At 40.5% G+C, this 18,701-nt stretch carries 18 protein-coding genes and 1 pseudogene; 16 read left to right on the forward strand and 3 right to left on the reverse strand.

Annotated features, from left to right (window positions below):
* Positions 1–8 precede the first annotated feature (8 nt).
* The 6 genes from bglB (at position 9) to QK255_RS01050 (ending at position 5,854) form a co-directional block, all read left to right on the forward strand.
* Entirely contained in the window at positions 9–1,115 is a 1,107-nt protein-coding gene (gene bglB, locus QK255_RS01025) for a beta-galactosidase BglB (protein ID WP_002293396.1), read from the forward strand.
* Positions 1,116–1,131: 16 nt separating this feature from the next.
* Positions 1,132–2,160 carry a TRAP transporter substrate-binding protein gene (locus tag QK255_RS01030; protein WP_002293394.1) on the forward strand — a complete coding sequence of 343 codons (1,029 nt, stop codon included), beginning with the start codon at positions 1,132–1,134 and terminating at the stop codon, positions 2,158–2,160.
* Positions 2,161–2,165: 5 nt separating this feature from the next.
* Positions 2,166–2,645, forward strand: coding sequence for a TRAP transporter small permease (locus tag QK255_RS01035; protein ID WP_002293392.1), 480 nt, complete (start codon positions 2,166–2,168; stop codon positions 2,643–2,645).
* Between the two features lie 15 nt (positions 2,646–2,660).
* On the forward strand, positions 2,661–3,956 hold the full coding sequence (locus tag QK255_RS01040) for a TRAP transporter large permease (protein ID WP_002293391.1): 1,296 nt from the start codon (positions 2,661–2,663) through the stop codon (positions 3,954–3,956).
* 10 nt (positions 3,957–3,966) lie between these two features.
* Entirely contained in the window at positions 3,967–4,791 is an 825-nt protein-coding gene (locus QK255_RS01045; protein ID WP_002293390.1) for a sugar phosphate isomerase/epimerase family protein, read from the forward strand.
* Positions 4,792–4,954: 163 nt separating this feature from the next.
* Entirely contained in the window at positions 4,955–5,854 is a 900-nt protein-coding gene (locus QK255_RS01050; protein ID WP_002293388.1) for an AraC family transcriptional regulator, read from the forward strand.
* A 116-nt stretch (positions 5,855–5,970) separates the two neighbouring features.
* Here the strand turns inward: QK255_RS01050 and QK255_RS01055 are convergent, their stop codons facing one another.
* Positions 5,971–6,840, reverse strand: coding sequence for a helix-turn-helix domain-containing protein (locus tag QK255_RS01055; RefSeq protein WP_002293387.1), 870 nt, complete (start codon positions 6,838–6,840; stop codon positions 5,971–5,973).
* Positions 6,841–6,992: 152 nt separating this feature from the next.
* Here QK255_RS01055 and rhaB point away from each other — a divergent pair, with 152 nt between their 5' ends.
* The 10 genes and pseudogenes from rhaB to QK255_RS01105 all read left to right on the forward strand — a co-directional run bounded on the left by rhaB (position 6,993) and on the right by QK255_RS01105 (position 16,434).
* Positions 6,993–8,453 carry a rhamnulokinase gene (gene rhaB, locus QK255_RS01060; protein ID WP_002336141.1) on the forward strand — a complete coding sequence of 487 codons (1,461 nt, stop codon included), beginning with the start codon at positions 6,993–6,995 and terminating at the stop codon, positions 8,451–8,453.
* Positions 8,450–9,706, forward strand: coding sequence for an L-rhamnose isomerase (gene rhaA, locus QK255_RS01065; RefSeq protein ID WP_002293382.1), 1,257 nt, complete (start codon positions 8,450–8,452; stop codon positions 9,704–9,706). The genes rhaB and rhaA overlap by 4 nt, the downstream gene beginning before the upstream one ends.
* Positions 9,707–9,719: 13 nt before the next feature.
* Complete coding sequence (gene rhaD, locus QK255_RS01070) at positions 9,720–10,565, forward strand: rhamnulose-1-phosphate aldolase (protein ID WP_002293380.1); 846 nt, start codon at positions 9,720–9,722, stop codon at positions 10,563–10,565.
* 1 nt (position 10,566) lies between these two features.
* Positions 10,567–10,878: an L-rhamnose mutarotase gene (gene rhaM, locus QK255_RS01075; RefSeq protein WP_002293379.1), complete on the forward strand. Its 312-nt coding sequence runs from the start codon at positions 10,567–10,569 to the stop codon at positions 10,876–10,878.
* An 81-nt stretch (positions 10,879–10,959) separates the two neighbouring features.
* A pseudogene (fucO, locus tag QK255_RS01080) lies at positions 10,960–12,110 on the forward strand (lactaldehyde reductase).
* 126 nt (positions 12,111–12,236) lie between these two features.
* Positions 12,237–12,995, forward strand: a complete 759-nt coding sequence (locus QK255_RS01085) for an IclR family transcriptional regulator (RefSeq protein ID WP_002293373.1) — start codon at positions 12,237–12,239, stop codon at positions 12,993–12,995.
* Between the two features lie 99 nt (positions 12,996–13,094).
* Positions 13,095–13,739, forward strand: coding sequence for a bifunctional 4-hydroxy-2-oxoglutarate aldolase/2-dehydro-3-deoxy-phosphogluconate aldolase (locus QK255_RS01090; RefSeq protein WP_002288242.1), 645 nt, complete (start codon positions 13,095–13,097; stop codon positions 13,737–13,739).
* A 6-nt stretch (positions 13,740–13,745) separates the two neighbouring features.
* Positions 13,746–14,753 (forward strand): sugar kinase, encoded by a 1,008-nt coding sequence (locus tag QK255_RS01095; RefSeq protein ID WP_002293371.1) that lies wholly within the window; start codon positions 13,746–13,748, stop codon positions 14,751–14,753.
* A 15-nt stretch (positions 14,754–14,768) separates the two neighbouring features.
* Positions 14,769–15,611, forward strand: coding sequence for a 5-dehydro-4-deoxy-D-glucuronate isomerase (gene kduI, locus QK255_RS01100; protein WP_002288239.1), 843 nt, complete (start codon positions 14,769–14,771; stop codon positions 15,609–15,611).
* 19 nt (positions 15,612–15,630) lie between these two features.
* Positions 15,631–16,434, forward strand: coding sequence for a gluconate 5-dehydrogenase (locus QK255_RS01105; RefSeq protein ID WP_002320630.1), 804 nt, complete (start codon positions 15,631–15,633; stop codon positions 16,432–16,434).
* A gap of 117 nt (positions 16,435–16,551) precedes the next feature.
* On the opposite strand, the gene fni is transcribed toward QK255_RS01105, so the two are convergent.
* Positions 16,552–17,607: a type 2 isopentenyl-diphosphate Delta-isomerase gene (gene fni, locus QK255_RS01110; protein WP_002293369.1), complete on the reverse strand. Its 1,056-nt coding sequence runs from the start codon at positions 17,605–17,607 to the stop codon at positions 16,552–16,554.
* Positions 17,604–18,689, reverse strand: a complete 1,086-nt coding sequence (locus QK255_RS01115) for a phosphomevalonate kinase (protein WP_002293368.1) — start codon at positions 18,687–18,689, stop codon at positions 17,604–17,606. The genes fni and QK255_RS01115 overlap by 4 nt, the downstream gene beginning before the upstream one ends.
* Positions 18,690–18,701: the final 12 nt, after the last annotated feature.

Here is an 18,701-nt window from a genome sequence, read left to right on the forward strand (position 1 = left end):
GCATAAAGATGATTATTAAAGAAGAGATTTTTGTACCTAAAGAATTAGTGAAAGAAAAAATTGACCTGCTCGTTGAAAACCTGACAACGATCAAAGACGATAACGGTGAATTTTTATTGGACTTTGATGGATTGAAAGTAGATGACAAAAGCTGGACAGTATGGAATTGGCCACAAGGTGTCGGATTATACGGTATTTATAAAAATTACCAGATGACAAAAAATCCTCGCGCTTATCAAGTAGTCAATGAATGGTTTGAAGATCGGATGGAAGAAGGCGCTCCGCCAAAAAACGTCAATACGATGGCCCCGTTGTTGACGATGGCTTACTTGTATGAAGACACGAAAGATTCACGCTATTTGCCTTATTTAGAACAATGGGCAGAATGGGTCATGAATGACATGCCTCGGACAAATGAAGAGGGGTTGCAACATGCCACATATGGACCGGAAAATAAGAATCAGCTGTGGGATGATACATTGATGATGACAGTGCTTCCTTTGGCAAAAATCGGGAAACTGTTGAATCGCCCAGAATATTTAGAAGAAGCACGTTACCAGTTTATGATCCACATCAAATACTTGATGGATAAACGGACAGGGTTGTGGTATCACGGCTGGACGTTTGAAGGAAATCATAACTACGCCGAAGCATTTTGGGCTCGTGGAAACTGCTGGTTGACGATTGCTATTCCAGAAATCATCGAGATCTTAGAACTATCGAAAGAAGATGCATTGCGCAAATTGTTGATTGAAACACTTGAAGCACAAGTGCGCGCATTAAAAACTTATCAATCTGAAAGCGGTTTATGGCATACGTTGTTAGATGATCCTTCTTCTTATGTGGAATCTTCTGCAACTGCAGGATTTGCTTACGGTATTTTGAAAGCGGTCCATAAACGTTATTTGCCGCAAGAATATAAAGAAGTCGCTTATCGTGCTATCCAAGGATTGCTTGAACAAATCGATGAAAAAGGAGAAGTCCAAAACGTTTCAATCGGGACAGGAATGGGGGATAGTTTAGATTTTTATCGGAGTATCGGAATCACAGCAATGCCTTATGGACAGTCGTTAACGGTGCTTTGTTTGACAGAATTGCTCGTCTCTTATTGTTAAAAGAAAGGAAACCCATATGAAAAAAACATCACTGCTGTTTGCAGCAAGTTCGCTTAGCCTAGGTCTGCTAGGTCTAAGCGGCTGCGGAAATAATTCTAGTGTGGCAACTGTCGCAGATGCAGACGTAAATGAGACAGTTACCTTGCGCTTTGCTTATGCAAGCAACAGCCAGCCGGTAATTGATGCAATGAATGAATTTGGGCGTTTAGTAAAAGAAAAAACAGACGGTTCCGTACAGATCCAGTATTTTCCAGATGGACAACTGGGTGGAGAACGGGAACTAATCGAGTTGACACAGTCAGGAGCAGTAGATTTCACAAAAGTAAGTGCCTCAGCATTGGAAAGTTTTTCTAAAGATTATTCGATTTTTTCAGTCCCTTATCTATTCAATGATGAAGAACATTTCTTTAAGGTGATGGATAACGAAGAAATAATGGAACCAATCTACCAATCAACCAAAGATTTAGGGTTTACCGGATTGACCTATTATGATTCTGGTCAACGCAGTTTTTATATGGTAGACGGTCCAATCCATACACCGGAAGATTTGAAGGGAAAGAAAATCCGTGTGATGCAAAGCGAAACAGCTATTAAAATGGTCGAGCTTTTAGGCGGTTCGCCAGTCCCCATGGGAAGTGATGAGGTATACACTTCTCTTCAATCCAATTTGATCAACGGATCAGAAAACAATGAGTTTGTCTTGTATACAGCTGGACATGGCGGGGTAGCTAAATACTATTCTTATGATGAGCATACACGTGTGCCCGATATCATCATCATGAATGATGCTATCAAAGAACAGCTAACTGCTGAACAGGAAAAAGCGATTGAAGAAGCAGCAAAAGAATCGACGGTTTTTGAAATCGAAGCTTTTGCCAGAGCAATTGAAGAAGAAAAAGCTTTAGCACAAGAAGAACATGGAGTTCAATTCAATGATGTAGATAATACACCGTTTCGAGAGGCAGTCGCACCGCTTCATGATACATTCAAAAATGATCCTGCCTACAAAGACCTTTATCAAAAGATCCAAGAGCAAGGAGCGTAGCTGTGATGAAAATGATTTTAAATAAGGTGTTAGAGATCCTAGGAGCTGTTTTGCTTGTTGGGATGGTCGCTGTCGTTTTATGGCAAGTATTTTCCAGAACGGTTTTAGGAAATCCGAATACGGTGACAGAAGAGCTTGTTCGATTCGGACTTGTCTGGTTTGCCATGTTGTCTTCCGCGTATGTTGTGGGACAAAAAGCACATCTAGCCGTAACGGTTTTAAGTGAAAAATTATCTGGTAAAAAAAGTAAAATTTTAGAAGTCGTTGTTCAAAGTTTGTTTCTGGTATTTGCTGCGATGATCATGGTGTATGGCGGATGGAATGCTGTCACGTTGACAATGGGGCAGATCTCGCCTTCTTTAAGCATTCCGATGGGGTACGTCTATTTGTCAGTACCTGTCTCAGGGATACTCATCATTATCTATAGTCTGATCAATCTAATCGATACATTAAGCAACAAGCCAGCAATTCAAGAAAAAATATAAAAATGGAGGAATAAAATGGCAATAGAAGCCGGATTAGTGTTATTTTTTGTATTTGTCGTGTTGCTTGTATTAGGGATGCCGATTGCTATAAGTATTGCGTTCTCATCAATGATGACTTTATTGTTAGTTATACCGTTTGATGTTTCTGCTTTTAGTTCAGCTCAAAAAATGGTGGGAAGCATCAACAGTTTTTCGCTCATCGCTATTCCGTTTTTCGTTCTTTCAGGTATTATCATGAATAATGGAGGGATAGCCAAGAAACTAGTGGATTTTGCGTTGTTGTTCGTCGGACGCGTACCGGGGGCTTTAGCTCATACGAATGTGTTAGGGAATGCTTTATTTGGTTCCATCTCTAGTTCAGCCATTGCCGCTTCTACCGCGATTGGCGGAGTCTTGATCCCTCAGCAAGTGGAAGAAGGATATGACCGGAAGTTTGCAACAGCGGTCAATATCGCGTCAGCTCCGACAGGTATGGTCATTCCTCCAAGTACTGCTTTTATCATGTATTCACTTGTTGCTGGTGGTGCTTCGATTTCGGCTTTATTTATGGGAGGGTATCTCGTAGGGGCTTTGTGGGCACTAGGAATCATGCTAGTAGCATTCATCGTTGCTAAAAAGAATAAATACCCTGTTGTCGAAAAAGGACAGATGGCTCATGCTGGAAAAATAATAAAAGAGGCGATTCCTAGCCTTCTATTGATTGTCATCATTATCGGTGGTATCTTGACGGGGATATTTACAGCAGTAGAAGCTTCAGCGATAGCTGTCATTTACTCCCTGTTGATTGCTATGTTTTACTATAAAACGGTAAAACTAAAAGATATACCTAATATGTTGTTTCAATCAGTAGCAATGTCAGGGACGATCATGTTCTTATTAGCTACTTCTTCCATGATGTCTTTCGCCATGGCGTTTACCGGTATTCCTCAGGCAATTAGTTCGTTGATTATGGGGGTAACGGATAATAAGCTAGTGATTCTGTTATTAGTCAATCTTGTGTTATTACTTGTGGGTATGTTTATGGATGTAGCGCCTGCTATTTTGATTTTTACACCAATATTTTTACCGATCGTCACAAGTGTAGGGGTTGATCCTGTACATTATGGATTGTTTTCAATCATGAATCTGTGTGTAGGCTCAATTACACCTCCTGTAGGTACAGGGTTATATGTCGGTGCAAGTGTAGGAGGCGTAAAAGCAGAAGCCATGCTGAAACCACTTCTTCCGTTTTATGGGATTATCCTAGTCGTCTTGTTTTTGATTACCTATTTCCCGCAAATCGTCATGTGGCTACCCAATATGCTGAGTTAGGAGAATAATTATGTTGAACATTACAATTAGAGGACATGATCTTTCCCAAGTCCAAACGATAGAAGATCTTGCAGAAAAAACAAAAGAACAAGGGATCCATACACTGCAGCTCGCCTTAGGTCTTTCGTTTCCTGAAATGTCTTCTGGCGCAAACGAAATCAATTCTGGGATGGGAAATTATGTCAAACGTGTCTTAGAAAAGCAAGAAGTGTCCGTAGGAATTTTAAGTTGCTATATCAATATGATTCATCCAGATTTAACGATACGAGAAGAGTTGCTGACAAAGTTCGAGCAGTATCTTCGCTATGCTTCTTCCCTTGGTGCGTCAATGGTTGCTTCGGAAACGGGATGTGTTTTGCCGGAAATCCAATATACGGAAGAAAATTTCACAGATGAAGCATTTGCTGAAGCAGTGTCCGTTATCCGTCGCTTGGTAAAAGCTGGAGAAAAATACCAAATGATGGTGGGGATAGAACCAGGTTTGAATCATCCGGTGTATTCTTTAGAAAGAGTAGAGCAGCTGATCCAAGCAGTGGATTCGGACTATCTAGGAATCATTTTAGATCCGACAAATTTGATTACAAGTACTGATTATCAAGGACAAGTCCAATTGGTAGAAGAAGCTTTTGAGCGTTTTGGTAAAAAGATATGTGCGGTTCATTTGAAAGATTTTCGTGTCGAACAGGAAAAAATCGTGCCGGTAAATTTGGGAGACGGTGTGATCGAGTACACAAAAATCAAAGAAATCATCAAGAAGAACCGTCCGTATCTGTATGTGGTTCTTGAAGAAACAAAAGATGATGGGATTCGTTATGGAAGAAGTCTTCTTGAATAATGTAAAGAAGACATTGATTAACTAATATTTAGAATGGAGGGGGCGGGGCTAGAAGATGTCACGTCTCTTCTTTTTTATAAGAGTATATAAAAGCATCTCTTTTTGATTGCAAAAAACGTGATATAATATAATTGTGCACAACTGAACAAAGGAGGTGCAGCACATGCTTCAAAAGAAAATAAGCGGTGAGCAAGTCAATACGATGGTTTCTGATCAGTATGAAATCTATCATGTCAAAGATGTCGTTAGCCAAAATAAAACAATCTACCATCACCATGATTTCTATGAAATCCATGCTACATTAAAGGGCGAAGCGACTTTTTATTTGAACGGACGGCAATTTACGATCAAAGCAGGAAGTGTGCTGCTCATCCATTCCAACGATTTGCATCGTATCGTCCGCCAGTCTTCAGATGTATTCGAGCGTGTCTATATCTTTGTTACCCCTTCTTTTCTGGGAAGTCGTTCCACGCCATGGTCTAATCTATCGGCTTGTTTTCAACCAATGGGAGAGAAAAGGAGTCGTGTATTGCAAGTCGAACAGGAAGTATTGAAGCAAAAATTATCATTTATCGACCACCCTCCTGATAAAAAAATTTACGGTGAAGACATAAAATATGAACAAGCTCTGGTAGAATACTTGATTTTTCTCAATCAAGTAGTACAAAAAGAAGAGAGTGCGCAAGAACAGAATGCTGTAGTTCCAAATGAGCGTGTGGAACAAATGTTACAATATATCTCAAAAAATTTATCTCATCCGCTTTCTTTAGAGGAAATGGAGAAGCAATTTTTTGTCAGCAAATACCATATCACCCGAGAATTCAAAAAGTACACTGGATTTACGTTTCATCAGTATGTAATGAAGAAAAAGCTGATCTATGCCAAGCACTTGTTGCGAGAGTACCGTAGTTCTAGTGCTGTATATAGTAAAAGTGGTTTTTCATCTTATCCGCATTTTCTGAAAGCATTCAAGAGAGAGTTTGGTATAACGCCTAAAGAATTTTTGAAACGCGATACACAAAACCAGCTTATTCATTATGAACATTTTGAAGATGAACAATGAGAATAACCACCCCAAAATAACCGAAGTAGCTGCTGTTGTTTATATAGAAGCAGAAACTGCGGTTATTTTATTATTCTACTATATCTTTTAAAAAAAGTGCGTACATATTATATGAATCAGCTAAATTTACGAAAATCTCTCGGTGATAATCCAGTTTTTGCTTTGAACAAGCGACTAAAGTAAGCAAAATTCTCGATTCCGATTTCTTCGGAAATCATTCGAATAGTAAATTCTGTATACCGAAGAAGGTCTTTAGCGTAAGAGAGTTTTTTGCTGATTAAATAATCGATTGGCGGAGAACCGATGAATTTGGAAAAATCTTTGCTCAGCTGATATTTATTCAGTAAAAATTGCTGTTCTAATTGATCAAGTGTGATCGTTTCTTTGAAGTGTTCGTCCAAGTATTGCTTAAGCTTATAAACGTAAGGGGGAATATCTTCTTCTTCGAAATCCAGCTGATACTTCTGCAAAATCAGTTCATTCAACAGCTCGTGGATAGCTACAGAGGACTGGAAATCGGTACGGGCATTCGCACCTTGCTGCATGTGGATCAATTCTGTGATCAGATGATGGATCTTGTTTTCTGATGGATCACCTGTCGAATGGAAGGTGTTATGGCCGTCTTTTGTGAATTCTTGATAAAATGATTGGACGCTCTGACCATTCAAATGGATCCAATCCATTTCCCATGGTTCTTCGCTAATCGTTTGATAACGCTGATATTCTTGGCAGTCAATAAAAAAGAGGTCTCCAGCTTTTAGCTGGTGCTGATTATCTTTATATGTAAGCAAACCCTCGCCAGACAAAGTAAATTTTATCAAATAAGAAGGTAAATGTGCTCGTTCAGTATAGTAAGGGACCGGCGCTTTAAAGTAACCGATTTCTTGGATATAAAAAAATAAATTCCTACTTCTTTGCGTAGGTGTCAAGATCACTCTTTTTGAGTCTTCCGACCATGAGTGATTGGCTTTTTCCCAGTAATCCATGTAAACACTCCCAACTTGTCAAGATAATGCAATTATATACCAAAATAGTGTGAAGCAAAATATAAGTTTATGTAATATGATAGCATTGTTAATAAATGATAACGCTTTATTAAGGAAGTGTTAATCAACAATAAAGTAAAAGAGGTGGAGAAATGAATCCGACATTTGTTGCCATCGATATCGGTGCGTCAAGCGGACGACTAATGAAAAGTACGAGAAATGATGAAGGTTCTTTAGTCTTGGAAGAAGTACACCGATTCAAGAACGGCTTTCGGAAAAAAGACGGTCATGACCGCTGGAAGATCGATTATCTTATCGAAGAGATTTTGATTGGATTTGAAAAATTAAAGAAAACAGGGATCGATCGCTGTTTTGCAGGGATCGATACATGGGCAGTCGATTACTGTTTGATTGACAAACAAGGGGAACGGCTGAATGATCCGATCGCTTATCGGGACGATCGTACCGATGAAGCAGTAAAACAGTTTTCTGAAAGCTATTCTCTAGATAAGTTGTATGAGCAAACAGGGATTCAGATCCAGCCTTTCAATACCTTATTCCAGTTGTTTGTCGAAGAAAAAGACCATTTGGCAAAAGCACATAAATTGTTATTGATTCCTGATTATTTAGGCTACGTCTTTACTGGCAATATGGTGACGGAAAAAACCAATGCGTCTACTATGCAGCTGCTGAATGCAGGGACAAAAGAGTGGGAAACAGAACTTCTTGAAAAAGTTGGTGTTTCGAAGGGATTATTTCCTCCATTGACAGAGCCGGGAACGATACTGGGAGATTTGCAAAAAGAAAAATTCTCAAAATATGATTTGCCAGATGTGACCTTTATCACAGTAGCAAGTCATGATACGGCGTCAGCTGTATTAGGCACACCAGGGCAAGGAGAACAGTGGGGCTATATCAGCAGTGGGACATGGTCGCTTTTAGGGATGGAAACAAAGATCGCCAATGTTTCTCGCGCCGCTTTTTCTGAGAATTACACGAATGAATGGGGTGCTCATAATACGGTACGTTTCTTGAAAAATATCATGGGGATGTGGTTGATCCAGGAAGTTGCTCGAATGCAGGAGTACGAATACAGTTACGCGGAATTGGCAGAACTTGCTGCAAAAGAAAAGCCACTGCAACAAGTGATGGAAATCAATGACCCTCGATTTTTGAATCCTAAAAATATGATAGAAGAGATTCAGCAATACTGTTTTGAAACAGAGCAGCCAGTCCCTGTTTCACCGGGAGCTCTCGCTCGTTGTGTGTATGATAATCTTGCTCTTTGTTACGCACAAGAGCTGATCAAAGTAGAACACTTGACTGGAACGAAATTGGAAAAACTGCACATCGTAGGGGGCGGATCGAATAATCGCTTACTGAATCAATTGACAGCAGATTATGCCGGAATCATTGTAGAAGCAGGTCCTAGTGAAGCCACAGCAATCGGGAATGTAGCCATGCAAATGCTCAGTACAGGTCAGTTTTCGAATATAGAACAAGCAAGAAATGTAATCAAACAGTCGTTTCCATGTGAAACTTTTTACCCAGATGAAAATAAGCAAAACACGATGGAATGGTACGTGAATAAAATCAAAGGAGTAATCGTATGAACACGATTGAAAGAAATTACGAACAAGCAAAAGAAAGATATGCAACTATCGGTGTAGATACAGATGCTGTACTAGAAAAGATGCAAGACATCAAAATTTCTATGCATTGCTGGCAAGGAGACGATGTCAAAGGTTTCTTGACACCGGATGGCGAATTGACTGGTGGAATCATGGCAACAGGAAATTTCCCAGGAGCTGCACGGACACCCGAAGAGCTTAGACAAGATTTGGAGAGGGCATATTCGTTGATACCGGGCAAACATAAGTTGAATCTTCATGCTATCTATTTGGACACAGAAGAAGCGGTCGATCTCAATGAGATTGAGCCGAAGCATTTTGAGAAATGGGTAGAGTGGGCAAAAAAAGAAGAGATCGGTCTTGATTTCAATCCGACTTTCTTTTCGCATCTAATGATGAAAGACGGCTTTACATTAGCTCACCCAGATAAAGAAGTTCGTGAATACTGGATCGAACACGGGAAAAGAAGCCGCAAAATCGCAGAATACTTTGGAAAAGAAACTGGACAAACATGTATCAATAACTTTTGGGTACCTGATGGGATGAAAGACAATCCAATCGACCGTTTTACCCCACGGAAACGTTTGATGGAATCTCTTGATGAAATTTTTACAGAAGAGCTAGATGAAGGGTATGTACAAGATGCAGTAGAAAGCAAACTATTTGGTTTAGGCGCTGAAGCTTATACAGTCGGTTCCCATGAATTTTATATGGGTTACGGGTTGACTCGTGACAAACTTGTTTGTCTAGATGCTGGACATTTTCATCCAACAGAAGTGATTTCCAATAAATTGTCTTCCTTAGCTTTATTCAGCAAAGGAATCATGTTGCACGTTTCTCGTCCAGTTCGTTGGGATTCAGATCATGTCGTTTTGATGGATGATGAATTGCAGGAAATTGCTAAAGAATTAGTCCGTAACGAATTACTGGAAAAAACGAATATCGGTCTGGATTTCTTTGATGCAACGATCAATCGTATCGCTGCTTGGGTCATTGGTACGAGAAATACACAAAAAGCATTGATGAAAGCTATGCTGGAACCAGTTAAGCGATTGAAAGAAATGGAGCTGGCTTTTGACTTTACTTCAAGAATGGCTTACACGGAAGAATTGAAAGATTTCCCGTATGCCGATGTATGGAATTATTTCTGTTACAAAAATCAAGTTCCAGTTGGTTTGGATTGGCTAGAAGAAGTCCAAGAATATCAAAAAGACGTGTTGGGATTAAGAAAATAGGAGTGTGGCTATATTGAAAAAAATAGATATTTTACAAGCGCCTTATGTGAAAGAAATGATTGAAACGACGTCGAATCTTTATCGCTTGGGATGGGATGAACGAAATGGCGGGAATATTTCTTATTTACTCAAAGAGGAAGAGATCACACCGTTCTTGGATCCTGAAAAAGTGACCCGCCGCATCTCGATGATTTTTGATGCCAGCCGTTTAGCAGGATGCTATTTTATTGTAACTGGTTCAGGAAGATATTTTAAAAATGTAGCGAGCGAACCTGCCGAAAACCTTGGAATCGTTCGAGTTGCCGAGGATGGCAAAACATTAGAGCTTTTGTGGGGGTTAGAAAATGACTGCCTTCCTACAAGCGAGTTGCCAAGTCATTTTATGAGTCATATCGCCCGTTTAGAAGTAGACCCAGATAATCGGATCGTTATGCATTGCCATGCTAGCCATTTATTAGCGATGAGCTTTACGCATGAATTAGACGAACGTTCCTTTAGTCGTACGCTGTGGCAAATGTGCACGGAATGCTTAGTTGTTTTTCCAGAAGGGATTTCCATCATTCCGTGGATGGTTCCAGGAACAAATGAGATTGGGGAAGCAACAGCTGAAAAAATGAAAGAAACTCGATTGGTTTTATGGCCGCAACATGGAATCTACGGGTCAGGAAAAGACATGGATGAAGTCTTTGGTTTGATCGAGACAGCAGAAAAGGCAGCAGAAGTCTATACGTACGTCAAAGCGCAAGGACCAATCTTGCAAACAATCACAGATGAGAATTTGTGGCGCTTAGCAGATGCGTTTGGTGTTACTCCGAAAGCAGGTTATTTGGAGGAAGTTCATACGAAAGCAGGTGTCTGACATGGTGAAAAAAGCCTTTTGCATGAAAGTTTACCCAGAAAAACAAGAAGAATACAAAAAAAGACATGATGAACTTTGGCCAGAGATGCGCACAGCGCTTCGTGAACATGGGGTCATCGACTATTCGATCTATCTTGATCCGAGTACCAGTTTATTATTTGGTTACCTAGTGGTCGAGGATGAAGAGTTATGGGGGAAAATGGCAAATACACCGATTAATCAAAAATGGTGGAAATACATGGAAGATATCATGGAAACAAATCCAGATGCCTCCCCAGTCAGCCGTGAATTGACGCCAGTCTTTGAACTGTAGCAACAAGCAACTGGGCAACTGGTTGCTTGAAGTTCTTTCATTTTTATTGTGAAAAATAATACAAATCAGGAGGAATAGAAAATGAGTAATCGAATGATTTTAAATGAAACATCGTATTTTGGAAAAGGAGCGATTGAGTCAATCGTTCCCGAATTTCAGCAGCGAGGATTCAGCAAAGCAGCTGTCATTACTGATAAAGGATTGATCGAACATGGCATAGCGACAAAAGTAACAGAGCTTTTGGATAATGCAGGAATCGATTATGTTTTATACGACGGGATCGTACCTAACCCAACGATCCAAAACGTAAAAGACGGAGTAGCTTTTGTTAAAGAGGCAGAAGCAGACTGTTTGATCGCAATCGGTGGGGGGCGCCAATCGATACGGCAAAAGCCATTGGGATTATTTTGACGAATCCAGAGTTTTCAGATGTCATCAGCTTAGAAGGTGTGGCTGATACAAAAAATCCATGTTTACCTATCTTAGCTGTACCAACGACTTCTGGGACAGCAGCTGAGGTAACGATCAACTACGTCATCACAGATGAAGCAAATCACCGGAAATTCGTCTGTGTCGATCCACATGATATCCCAATCGTTGCGTTCATCGACAGTGACATGATGATGGGAATGCCAAAAAAATTGGCTGCGTCAACAGGGATGGATGCTATGACACATGCTATCGAAGGGTTGATCACAAAAGGCGCTTGGGAAATGACTGATATGCTGCATTTGAAAGCAATTGAAATCATTGGTCATTCTTTGGAAGCTTCTGTAGAGGGTGATCAAAATGGGCGAGAAAAAATGGCATTAGGACAATATATTGCAGGAATGGGCTTCTCAAATGTAGGTTTAGGACTGGTGCATGGGATGGCTCATCCGTTAAGTGCATGGTACAACATCCCACATGGTGTAGCGTGTGCAGCGCTCTTGCCAACGATCATGAAATATAACAAAGAATATACTGGAGAAAAATACCGTGAAATCGCTCTTGTACTAGGAATCAAAGGAGCAGCTGAAATGTCTTTAGAAGATGTAAGAGATGCAGCTTGCGGTGAGATCGATCGATTGAGCAAAGCGGTTGGAATCCCAGCGACCATTTCTGAGTTAGGTGTAAAAGAAGCGGATATCCCAGCAATTGCAGAAGATGCTTTGCGAGATGTATGTACACCAGGAAATCCAAGAGAAACGACAGTAGAAGAAATTATTGCCTTATATCAAAGCTTGATGTAAAAATGAAGCGGATCTTTAACTTTGAGTTGCCTATAAAGAGAAATAGCAGTTTGTATTCGGTTATCTCTTTTAAATTGATGATATTTCCGCTATAATTTTTCTTATAAAGAAATAGGAGAATATTATATGGAAAATAAAAAACCTTATGGAACTGTATTGATCAAAGCTTCTAAAATACTAGACTATTTAGCGGAAAATCCAGACATCTCTTTGCAGACGATCGCAAAGGGTGTGGGAATGACTTCTTCTACAGTCTTGAAAATACTAGATACTTTACTGATGATTGGCTACGTAAATAAAAATTCAGAGAAAAATTATCGTTTAGGTGCAAAGCTTATTCGCTACGCGAATAAAAACATTGAGCAAATCGATTTGGTAGAACTGACTTTACCATTTTTAGAACAGTTGCAGCAAAAGATCGATGAGACTATCCACTTAGGGGTATTGGACAACAATGAAATCTTGTATGTGAACAAACTAGATCCAAAACATCAAACGATCCGTATGTCTTCAAAAATCGGAATCACCCGACCATTATACAATTCTGCGATGGGTAAAGCCGTATTAGCAGAATTCAGTGAAGAGCAGTACACTGATTATCTTGAAAAACATCCGTTGATCCCTTACACGGAGTACACGATTACCAATGCCTTGCGTTTGAAAAAGGAAATCCAAACGGTAAAAGAAACCCACGTTGCATTTGACGATGAAGAAATCGAACGTGATATTTTTTGTATAGGAGCCTCAATCGTGAAAAATGAACAAATCATTGGTGCATTTAGTGTAAGTATGCCGAAATATCGTTTAACAGATGAGACAAAAGAACAAATAATCAGTGCCCTCAAGCAAACAAAAAGTGAAATCGAGCAAAGAATTCAAAAATAATGAAAAAAGCGTTTGCATTTTTTCTTTTCTGCCGTATAATATGGGTATAAATTTCCAAGTTATAAAATAAAATTTCTAAATAGGAAATAGGTGGAGAAGATGAAAAAAATTGATATTTTATCTCGATTGAAAAACGCCGGAGTGATTGCGGTGGTACGCGGAAAAAGTAAAGAAGAAGCTTTGAATGCTTGCCACGCAATCATCAAAGGTGGTCTAACTGGTATTGAGTTGACTTTTACAGTCCCTCAAGCGGATCAAGTAATCAAAGAACTTTTGTCATTTTACAAAGATCAACCAGAAATAGTGATTGGCGCAGGTACAGTATTAGACGCTGTCACAGCTCGCTTGGCTATCTTAGCTGGCGCAGAGTATATTGTTAGCCCTTCCTTTGATCAAGAAACGGCAGAGATGTGCAATCTGTATCAAATTCCTTACTTACCAGGATGTATGACGATTACCGAGATCAAAACAGCGCTGAAAAGCGGGGTAGATATCGTCAAACTATTTCCTGGAAGCGCTTATGGACCAAGTATCATTTCTGCCTTCAAGGCACCGATGCCTCAAGTCAATATCATGCCAACTGGTGGTGTGAGTCTGGACAATATGAAAGAGTGGTTCGATGCTGGTGTCGTAACAGTCGGAGTAGGTGGGAACCTTTTAGCACCTGCAGCTACAGGAGATTTTGACAAAGTAACGGAAGTCGCGCAACAGTATGCAGCAAAAATGAAAGAAATCAAGAGGTAACTGCTTATGGGAAAAGTAGTGACACTCGGAGAAATCATGTTGCGATTATCCACAGAACAGGGAACCCGCATCGATTCAAGTGAACGATTCGCAGCCCATTATGGCGGAGGGGAAGCAAACGTAGCAATTTCTTTAGCTAATTACGGACATGACGCGGTTTTTGCTACCAAAGTACCTGATAACGCATTGGGAAAAGCAGTCAAAAAGCACTTGCAATGTTATGGAGTAGATACGAAACAGGTATTATCTGGTGGACCAAGATTAGGTACTTATTATATGGAAACTGGTAGTGGCGAACGCGCCGCCTCAGTGATCTATGATCGTGCCGGATCAAGCTTTGCTGAAATGGATCATTTGGAATGGTCGTTAGAGGAGTTATTCCAAGGAATAGATATATTTCATGTTTCAGGAATCACCCCAGCTTTGTCTAAAAAATGGCAAAAAATGACGAAACAAGTGATAGAAGCTGCAAAAAAAGCCGGCTGCCTGATCAGCTTCGATATCAACTATCGCGGGAAATTATGGACACAGCAAGAAGCCAGCGAAGTAATCCATCAGCTTTTACCTTTAGTAGATATCTGTTCAGCTGGAAAAATGGATGCTCTTTATTTGTTAGGTATCGAGAAAGCGCCAGAAGCAGAAGAACAACCTCTAATTTATTATTATCAAAAAATGCAGGAAAAGTTCCCGAATATCCAAGTGTTTTATTCGACCAAACGTACCGTTCATTCAGCAAGTGAAAATGAATTGAAGGGGACATTGTGGATGAACCATGAATATGTGGAATCCCAAGTCCATAGAATCACCCCAATCGTGGATCGAGTAGGTGGCGGAGATGCTTTTGCAAGTGGCGTGCTCCATGGGATTTTATCCAATATGCCCCCGCAAGAAATCATTGATTTTGCTACGGCAGCTTCTGCCTTGAAGCATACGATCCACGGGGACTGCAACCAATTCAGTCAAGAAGAAGTCGCACAATTTTTAGCATGCGGCTCTGGAAAAATCATTCGATAGAAGGAGTAGAAGAAAATGCAAGAAATGGAAACACGTTATACACACAGTCCAGAAGATATCCGTCATTATTCAACGGAACAATTGAGAAAAGAGTTTTTAGTAGAAAAGGTATTTGAACCAGGAAAAATCAGTTTGACTTATACACACAACGATCGAATGATCTTTGGTGGCGTGACACCTACTGAAAAAGAATTAGAAATCACATTAGACAAAGAACTAGGTGTTGATTACTTCTTAGAACGCCGTGAACTAGGTGTGATCAATATCGGTGGACCAGGATTCATCGAGATCGATGGGCAAAAAGAAGAAATGAAAAAACAAGACGGCTATTATATCGGAAAAGAAACACGACATGTCGTATTTTCTTCTCAAGATGCTGAAAACCCAGCTAAATTCTATATTAGTTCTGTTCCAGCTCATCATAAATATCCAAATGTAAAAATCAGTATCGACCAAGTAAAACCAATGGAAACTGGTGAAGGTCTGACATTGAATGAACGTAAAATCTATCAATACATCCATCCAAATGTATGCGAAAGCTGTCAATTACAAATGGGTTATACGATTTTAGAACCAGGAAGTGCTTGGAATACGATGCCTTGTCACACACATGAACGTCGTATGGAAGCGTATGTCTACTTTGATTATGCCAATGAAGATACACGTGTGTTCCACATGATGGGCAAACCAGATGAAACAAAACATTTAGTCGTAGACAATGAACAAGCTATTATTTCACCAAGTTGGTCGATCCATTCAGGTGTAGGTACAAGCAATTACTCATTCATCTGGGCAATGTGCGGAGAAAACATCACCTATACAGACATGGATATGGTGCAAATGGATCAATTAAAATAAGCATAAGGGAGAGAAAATGATGGAATTTAATATGGATATGTTTCGTTTAGATGGAAAAGTAGCATTAGTCACCGGTGCCGTCTATGGTATTGGATTTGAGATTGCACGCTCTTTAGCTACAGCAGGAGCAAAAATCGTATTTAATAACTTGAATCAAGAATCAGTTGATGAAGGTATAGCGCATTATAAAGAAGCGGGCATCGATGCAAAAGGTTATGTCTGCGATGTAACCGATGAAGAAGCGGTTCAAGCAATGGTTCAGCAAATCAAAGAAGATGTAGGTTCAGTTGATATTCTAGTCAATAATGCAGGGATCATCAAACGGACACCGATGATCGAAATGGATGCGGCTGACTTCCGTCAAGTGATCGACGTGGATTTAAATGCTCCATTTATCGTTTCAAAAGCAGTTATTCCAGATATGATCGAAAAAGGCGGCGGTAAAATCATCAATATCTGTTCTATGATGAGTGAATTAGGACGCGAAACAGTCAGTGCTTATGCTGCGGCAAAAGGCGGATTAAAAATGCTGACGAAAAACATCGCTTCTGAATACGGTCAATACAATATCCAATGTAATGGAATTGGACCAGGTTATATTGCTACACCGCAAACTGCTCCATTACGCGAAACACAAGAAAACGGAGAACGTCATCCATTCGACCAATTTATCGTTGGACGTACGCCAGCAGCGCGTTGGGGCGAGCCAATCGATTTGGCTGGGCCATCTGTCTTCTTGGCTTCTAGCGCATCGGATTTCGTTAACGGCCATGTCTTGTATGTAGACGGCGGCATACTTGCCTATATCGGAAAACAACCTTAAACGAGGTTTAGTACACTGTTTAGTGGAGAGGTTATGAAATCAGCAGCTTGAACGAATACCGAAGGACAGCTGATCAAACATCATTTATTTGAAAAAAAGGAGTATGACGTAAATCAGTCATACTCCTTTTTCTGTGCGTCTTCCATACTTCACTAAGTCGATTCCTCTTGCTTCGCACCAATCCTTCACTGGACCGGAAAAGATGAGAGATTGTTGGTGGAGGGTCGCGATATTCGTTGCGCCGACCATGGTATAAAGCAGACGAAGTTCCTCTTGCCATTGTTTCATTAGCATAATGGTTTCTTCTACGCCATGATTCATCAGGTGAGTCAATACAGTTCCTGAAGTGCCCACTGCTTTTGCGCCTAGACAAAGGGCCTTAAATATGTCATAGGCATTGCGGATACCTCCGGAGGCTAGGATTTCCATAGAAGTGTCTGCTTCATTTGCTTCAAGCAATGAGGCGACTGTCGATTGCCCCCAATCAGCTAGATAATTCAGTTCTCGCTTGGAGCGACGGGCATTTTCAATCTGGGTGAAACTTGTCCCGCTTCGACCGCTGATATCAACTGTATGAACCCCTAAAGAAGCTAAATCATTGATCGTTTCTCTTGTCATGCCAAACCCGACTTCTTTTACGATGAGGGGGACATCAATGGCTGTTTGAATCTCTTGGATAAGTGCTTTCCAGTTAGTAAAATCACGGTCTCCCTCAGGCATGACCAATTCTTGAGGTGCATTCAAATGAATCTGTAAGGCATCTGCGTGAAACAATCGGATAGCTTCTTGGGCTCTTTCGACAGAAGTTCCTGCACCGATGTTGGCAATGATTTTCCCGTGAGGATATTCTTGTCGCACAATTGTATAAGTATCGGCTAAAGAAGGGTCCTTCAAGGCAGCGCTGACTGAACCAGTGGCAATCATCAAATCTGCTTCTCTTGCGACGATTGCAAGATCTTGGTTGATTTTTTTTGTTTTTTCGCTTCCGCCTGTCATCGCATTGATATAAAACGGGCTGCTTAGTGTAAACCCAGCTGCCTGTGTACTTAGATCGACATCAGCAACTGCTGTTTGCGGCAAAGGATTATGAATGACCCGTACGAAATCAAATTCATTTTTTTGCTTATCATGAAAGGCTTTAGCTAGTGAAACATGTTCATCTTTTCGATTCATCGTTTTTCCTTTCTTTGATCGCTATAGACATGTAACGGTAGGGGGGTGATTTCTGCTTTTTCCCATGCACTCATTAAAGGAAGGATGCCAGATTTCTGATCAACGATTACGATGCCGCAATCCCCACCACCTGCACCGGAAGACTTTGCAGCCCCTTCATACTGTTCAGCTAAATTACATAATTTATTCAAAGCAGGCGTTTCGATAACAACCCCGGTGATAGCCGATAAATCATGCAGTAATTGTCGGTTTTTTCGAATCATCTGTTGGATCAACGTAACATTATCTTCTTTAAACCCTTTGATCATTTCGTTGACGCATTCTGTACTGTTTTTTAAGAAAAGCTGATAAGCCACCATTTTATCTTCTCTCGAACGATGAACTTGATCGACCAAATCAGAGGTAGAGGCAGGGCTACCCGTCCAACCAATCAATAAACGTAAATCTTCAGGAGCAATCAATGGCTCAATTGAGAGACCTGGCCAATCCATGGCAAGTAACTGACTGATGGAATGCTGAGTTTCTTGTTCTTGGAGCCAAGGATGGTCGAAGGTCGAGAAGGCGATCCAGCCACCATAACAGCTAGCAGCGATGTCGCCGCAAGAACCATTATCTTGAACTGCTAAATTAGCGAGTGCTGCGATCTTGAAAATCTCTAGCTGAGATAAATTCAATGCGTAAAAAACATTCAAGGCTTTGACCGTTGCAACAGTAACGGCGCCGCTAGAACCTAATCCGTATTTCCGACCATTTGAACTGTCTAGCTCGCTTGTTACTTTCAGATCATAAAAGGATAAAAGAATGTTTTTTTCTTGTGCATACTTTTCAGTCAATCGAATAGCAGCAAGGATATAATGAAAAGGATTTTCCCGAATATCTAAAACTAATTCCCCGTTACGTCTTGTCCAACGTACAGGCATCCCGCTATATTGTGCAGATTGGATACTTCCGACTTTTCGTGCGGACTCTACAGTGACTGTCACGAATTGATCGACTGCAGCGATAACTGCCGGATGACCTGTTTCAACAACTGCATATTCTCCGGCAATATAGAGTTTGCCTGGTGCAGATACTTCAATCATAAAAATCTCCCT

Source organism: Enterococcus sp. ZQ21 (assembly GCF_030053755.1).
In the GTDB taxonomy this organism is placed as follows: Bacteria; Bacillota; Bacilli; order Lactobacillales; family Enterococcaceae; genus Enterococcus_B; species Enterococcus_B lactis.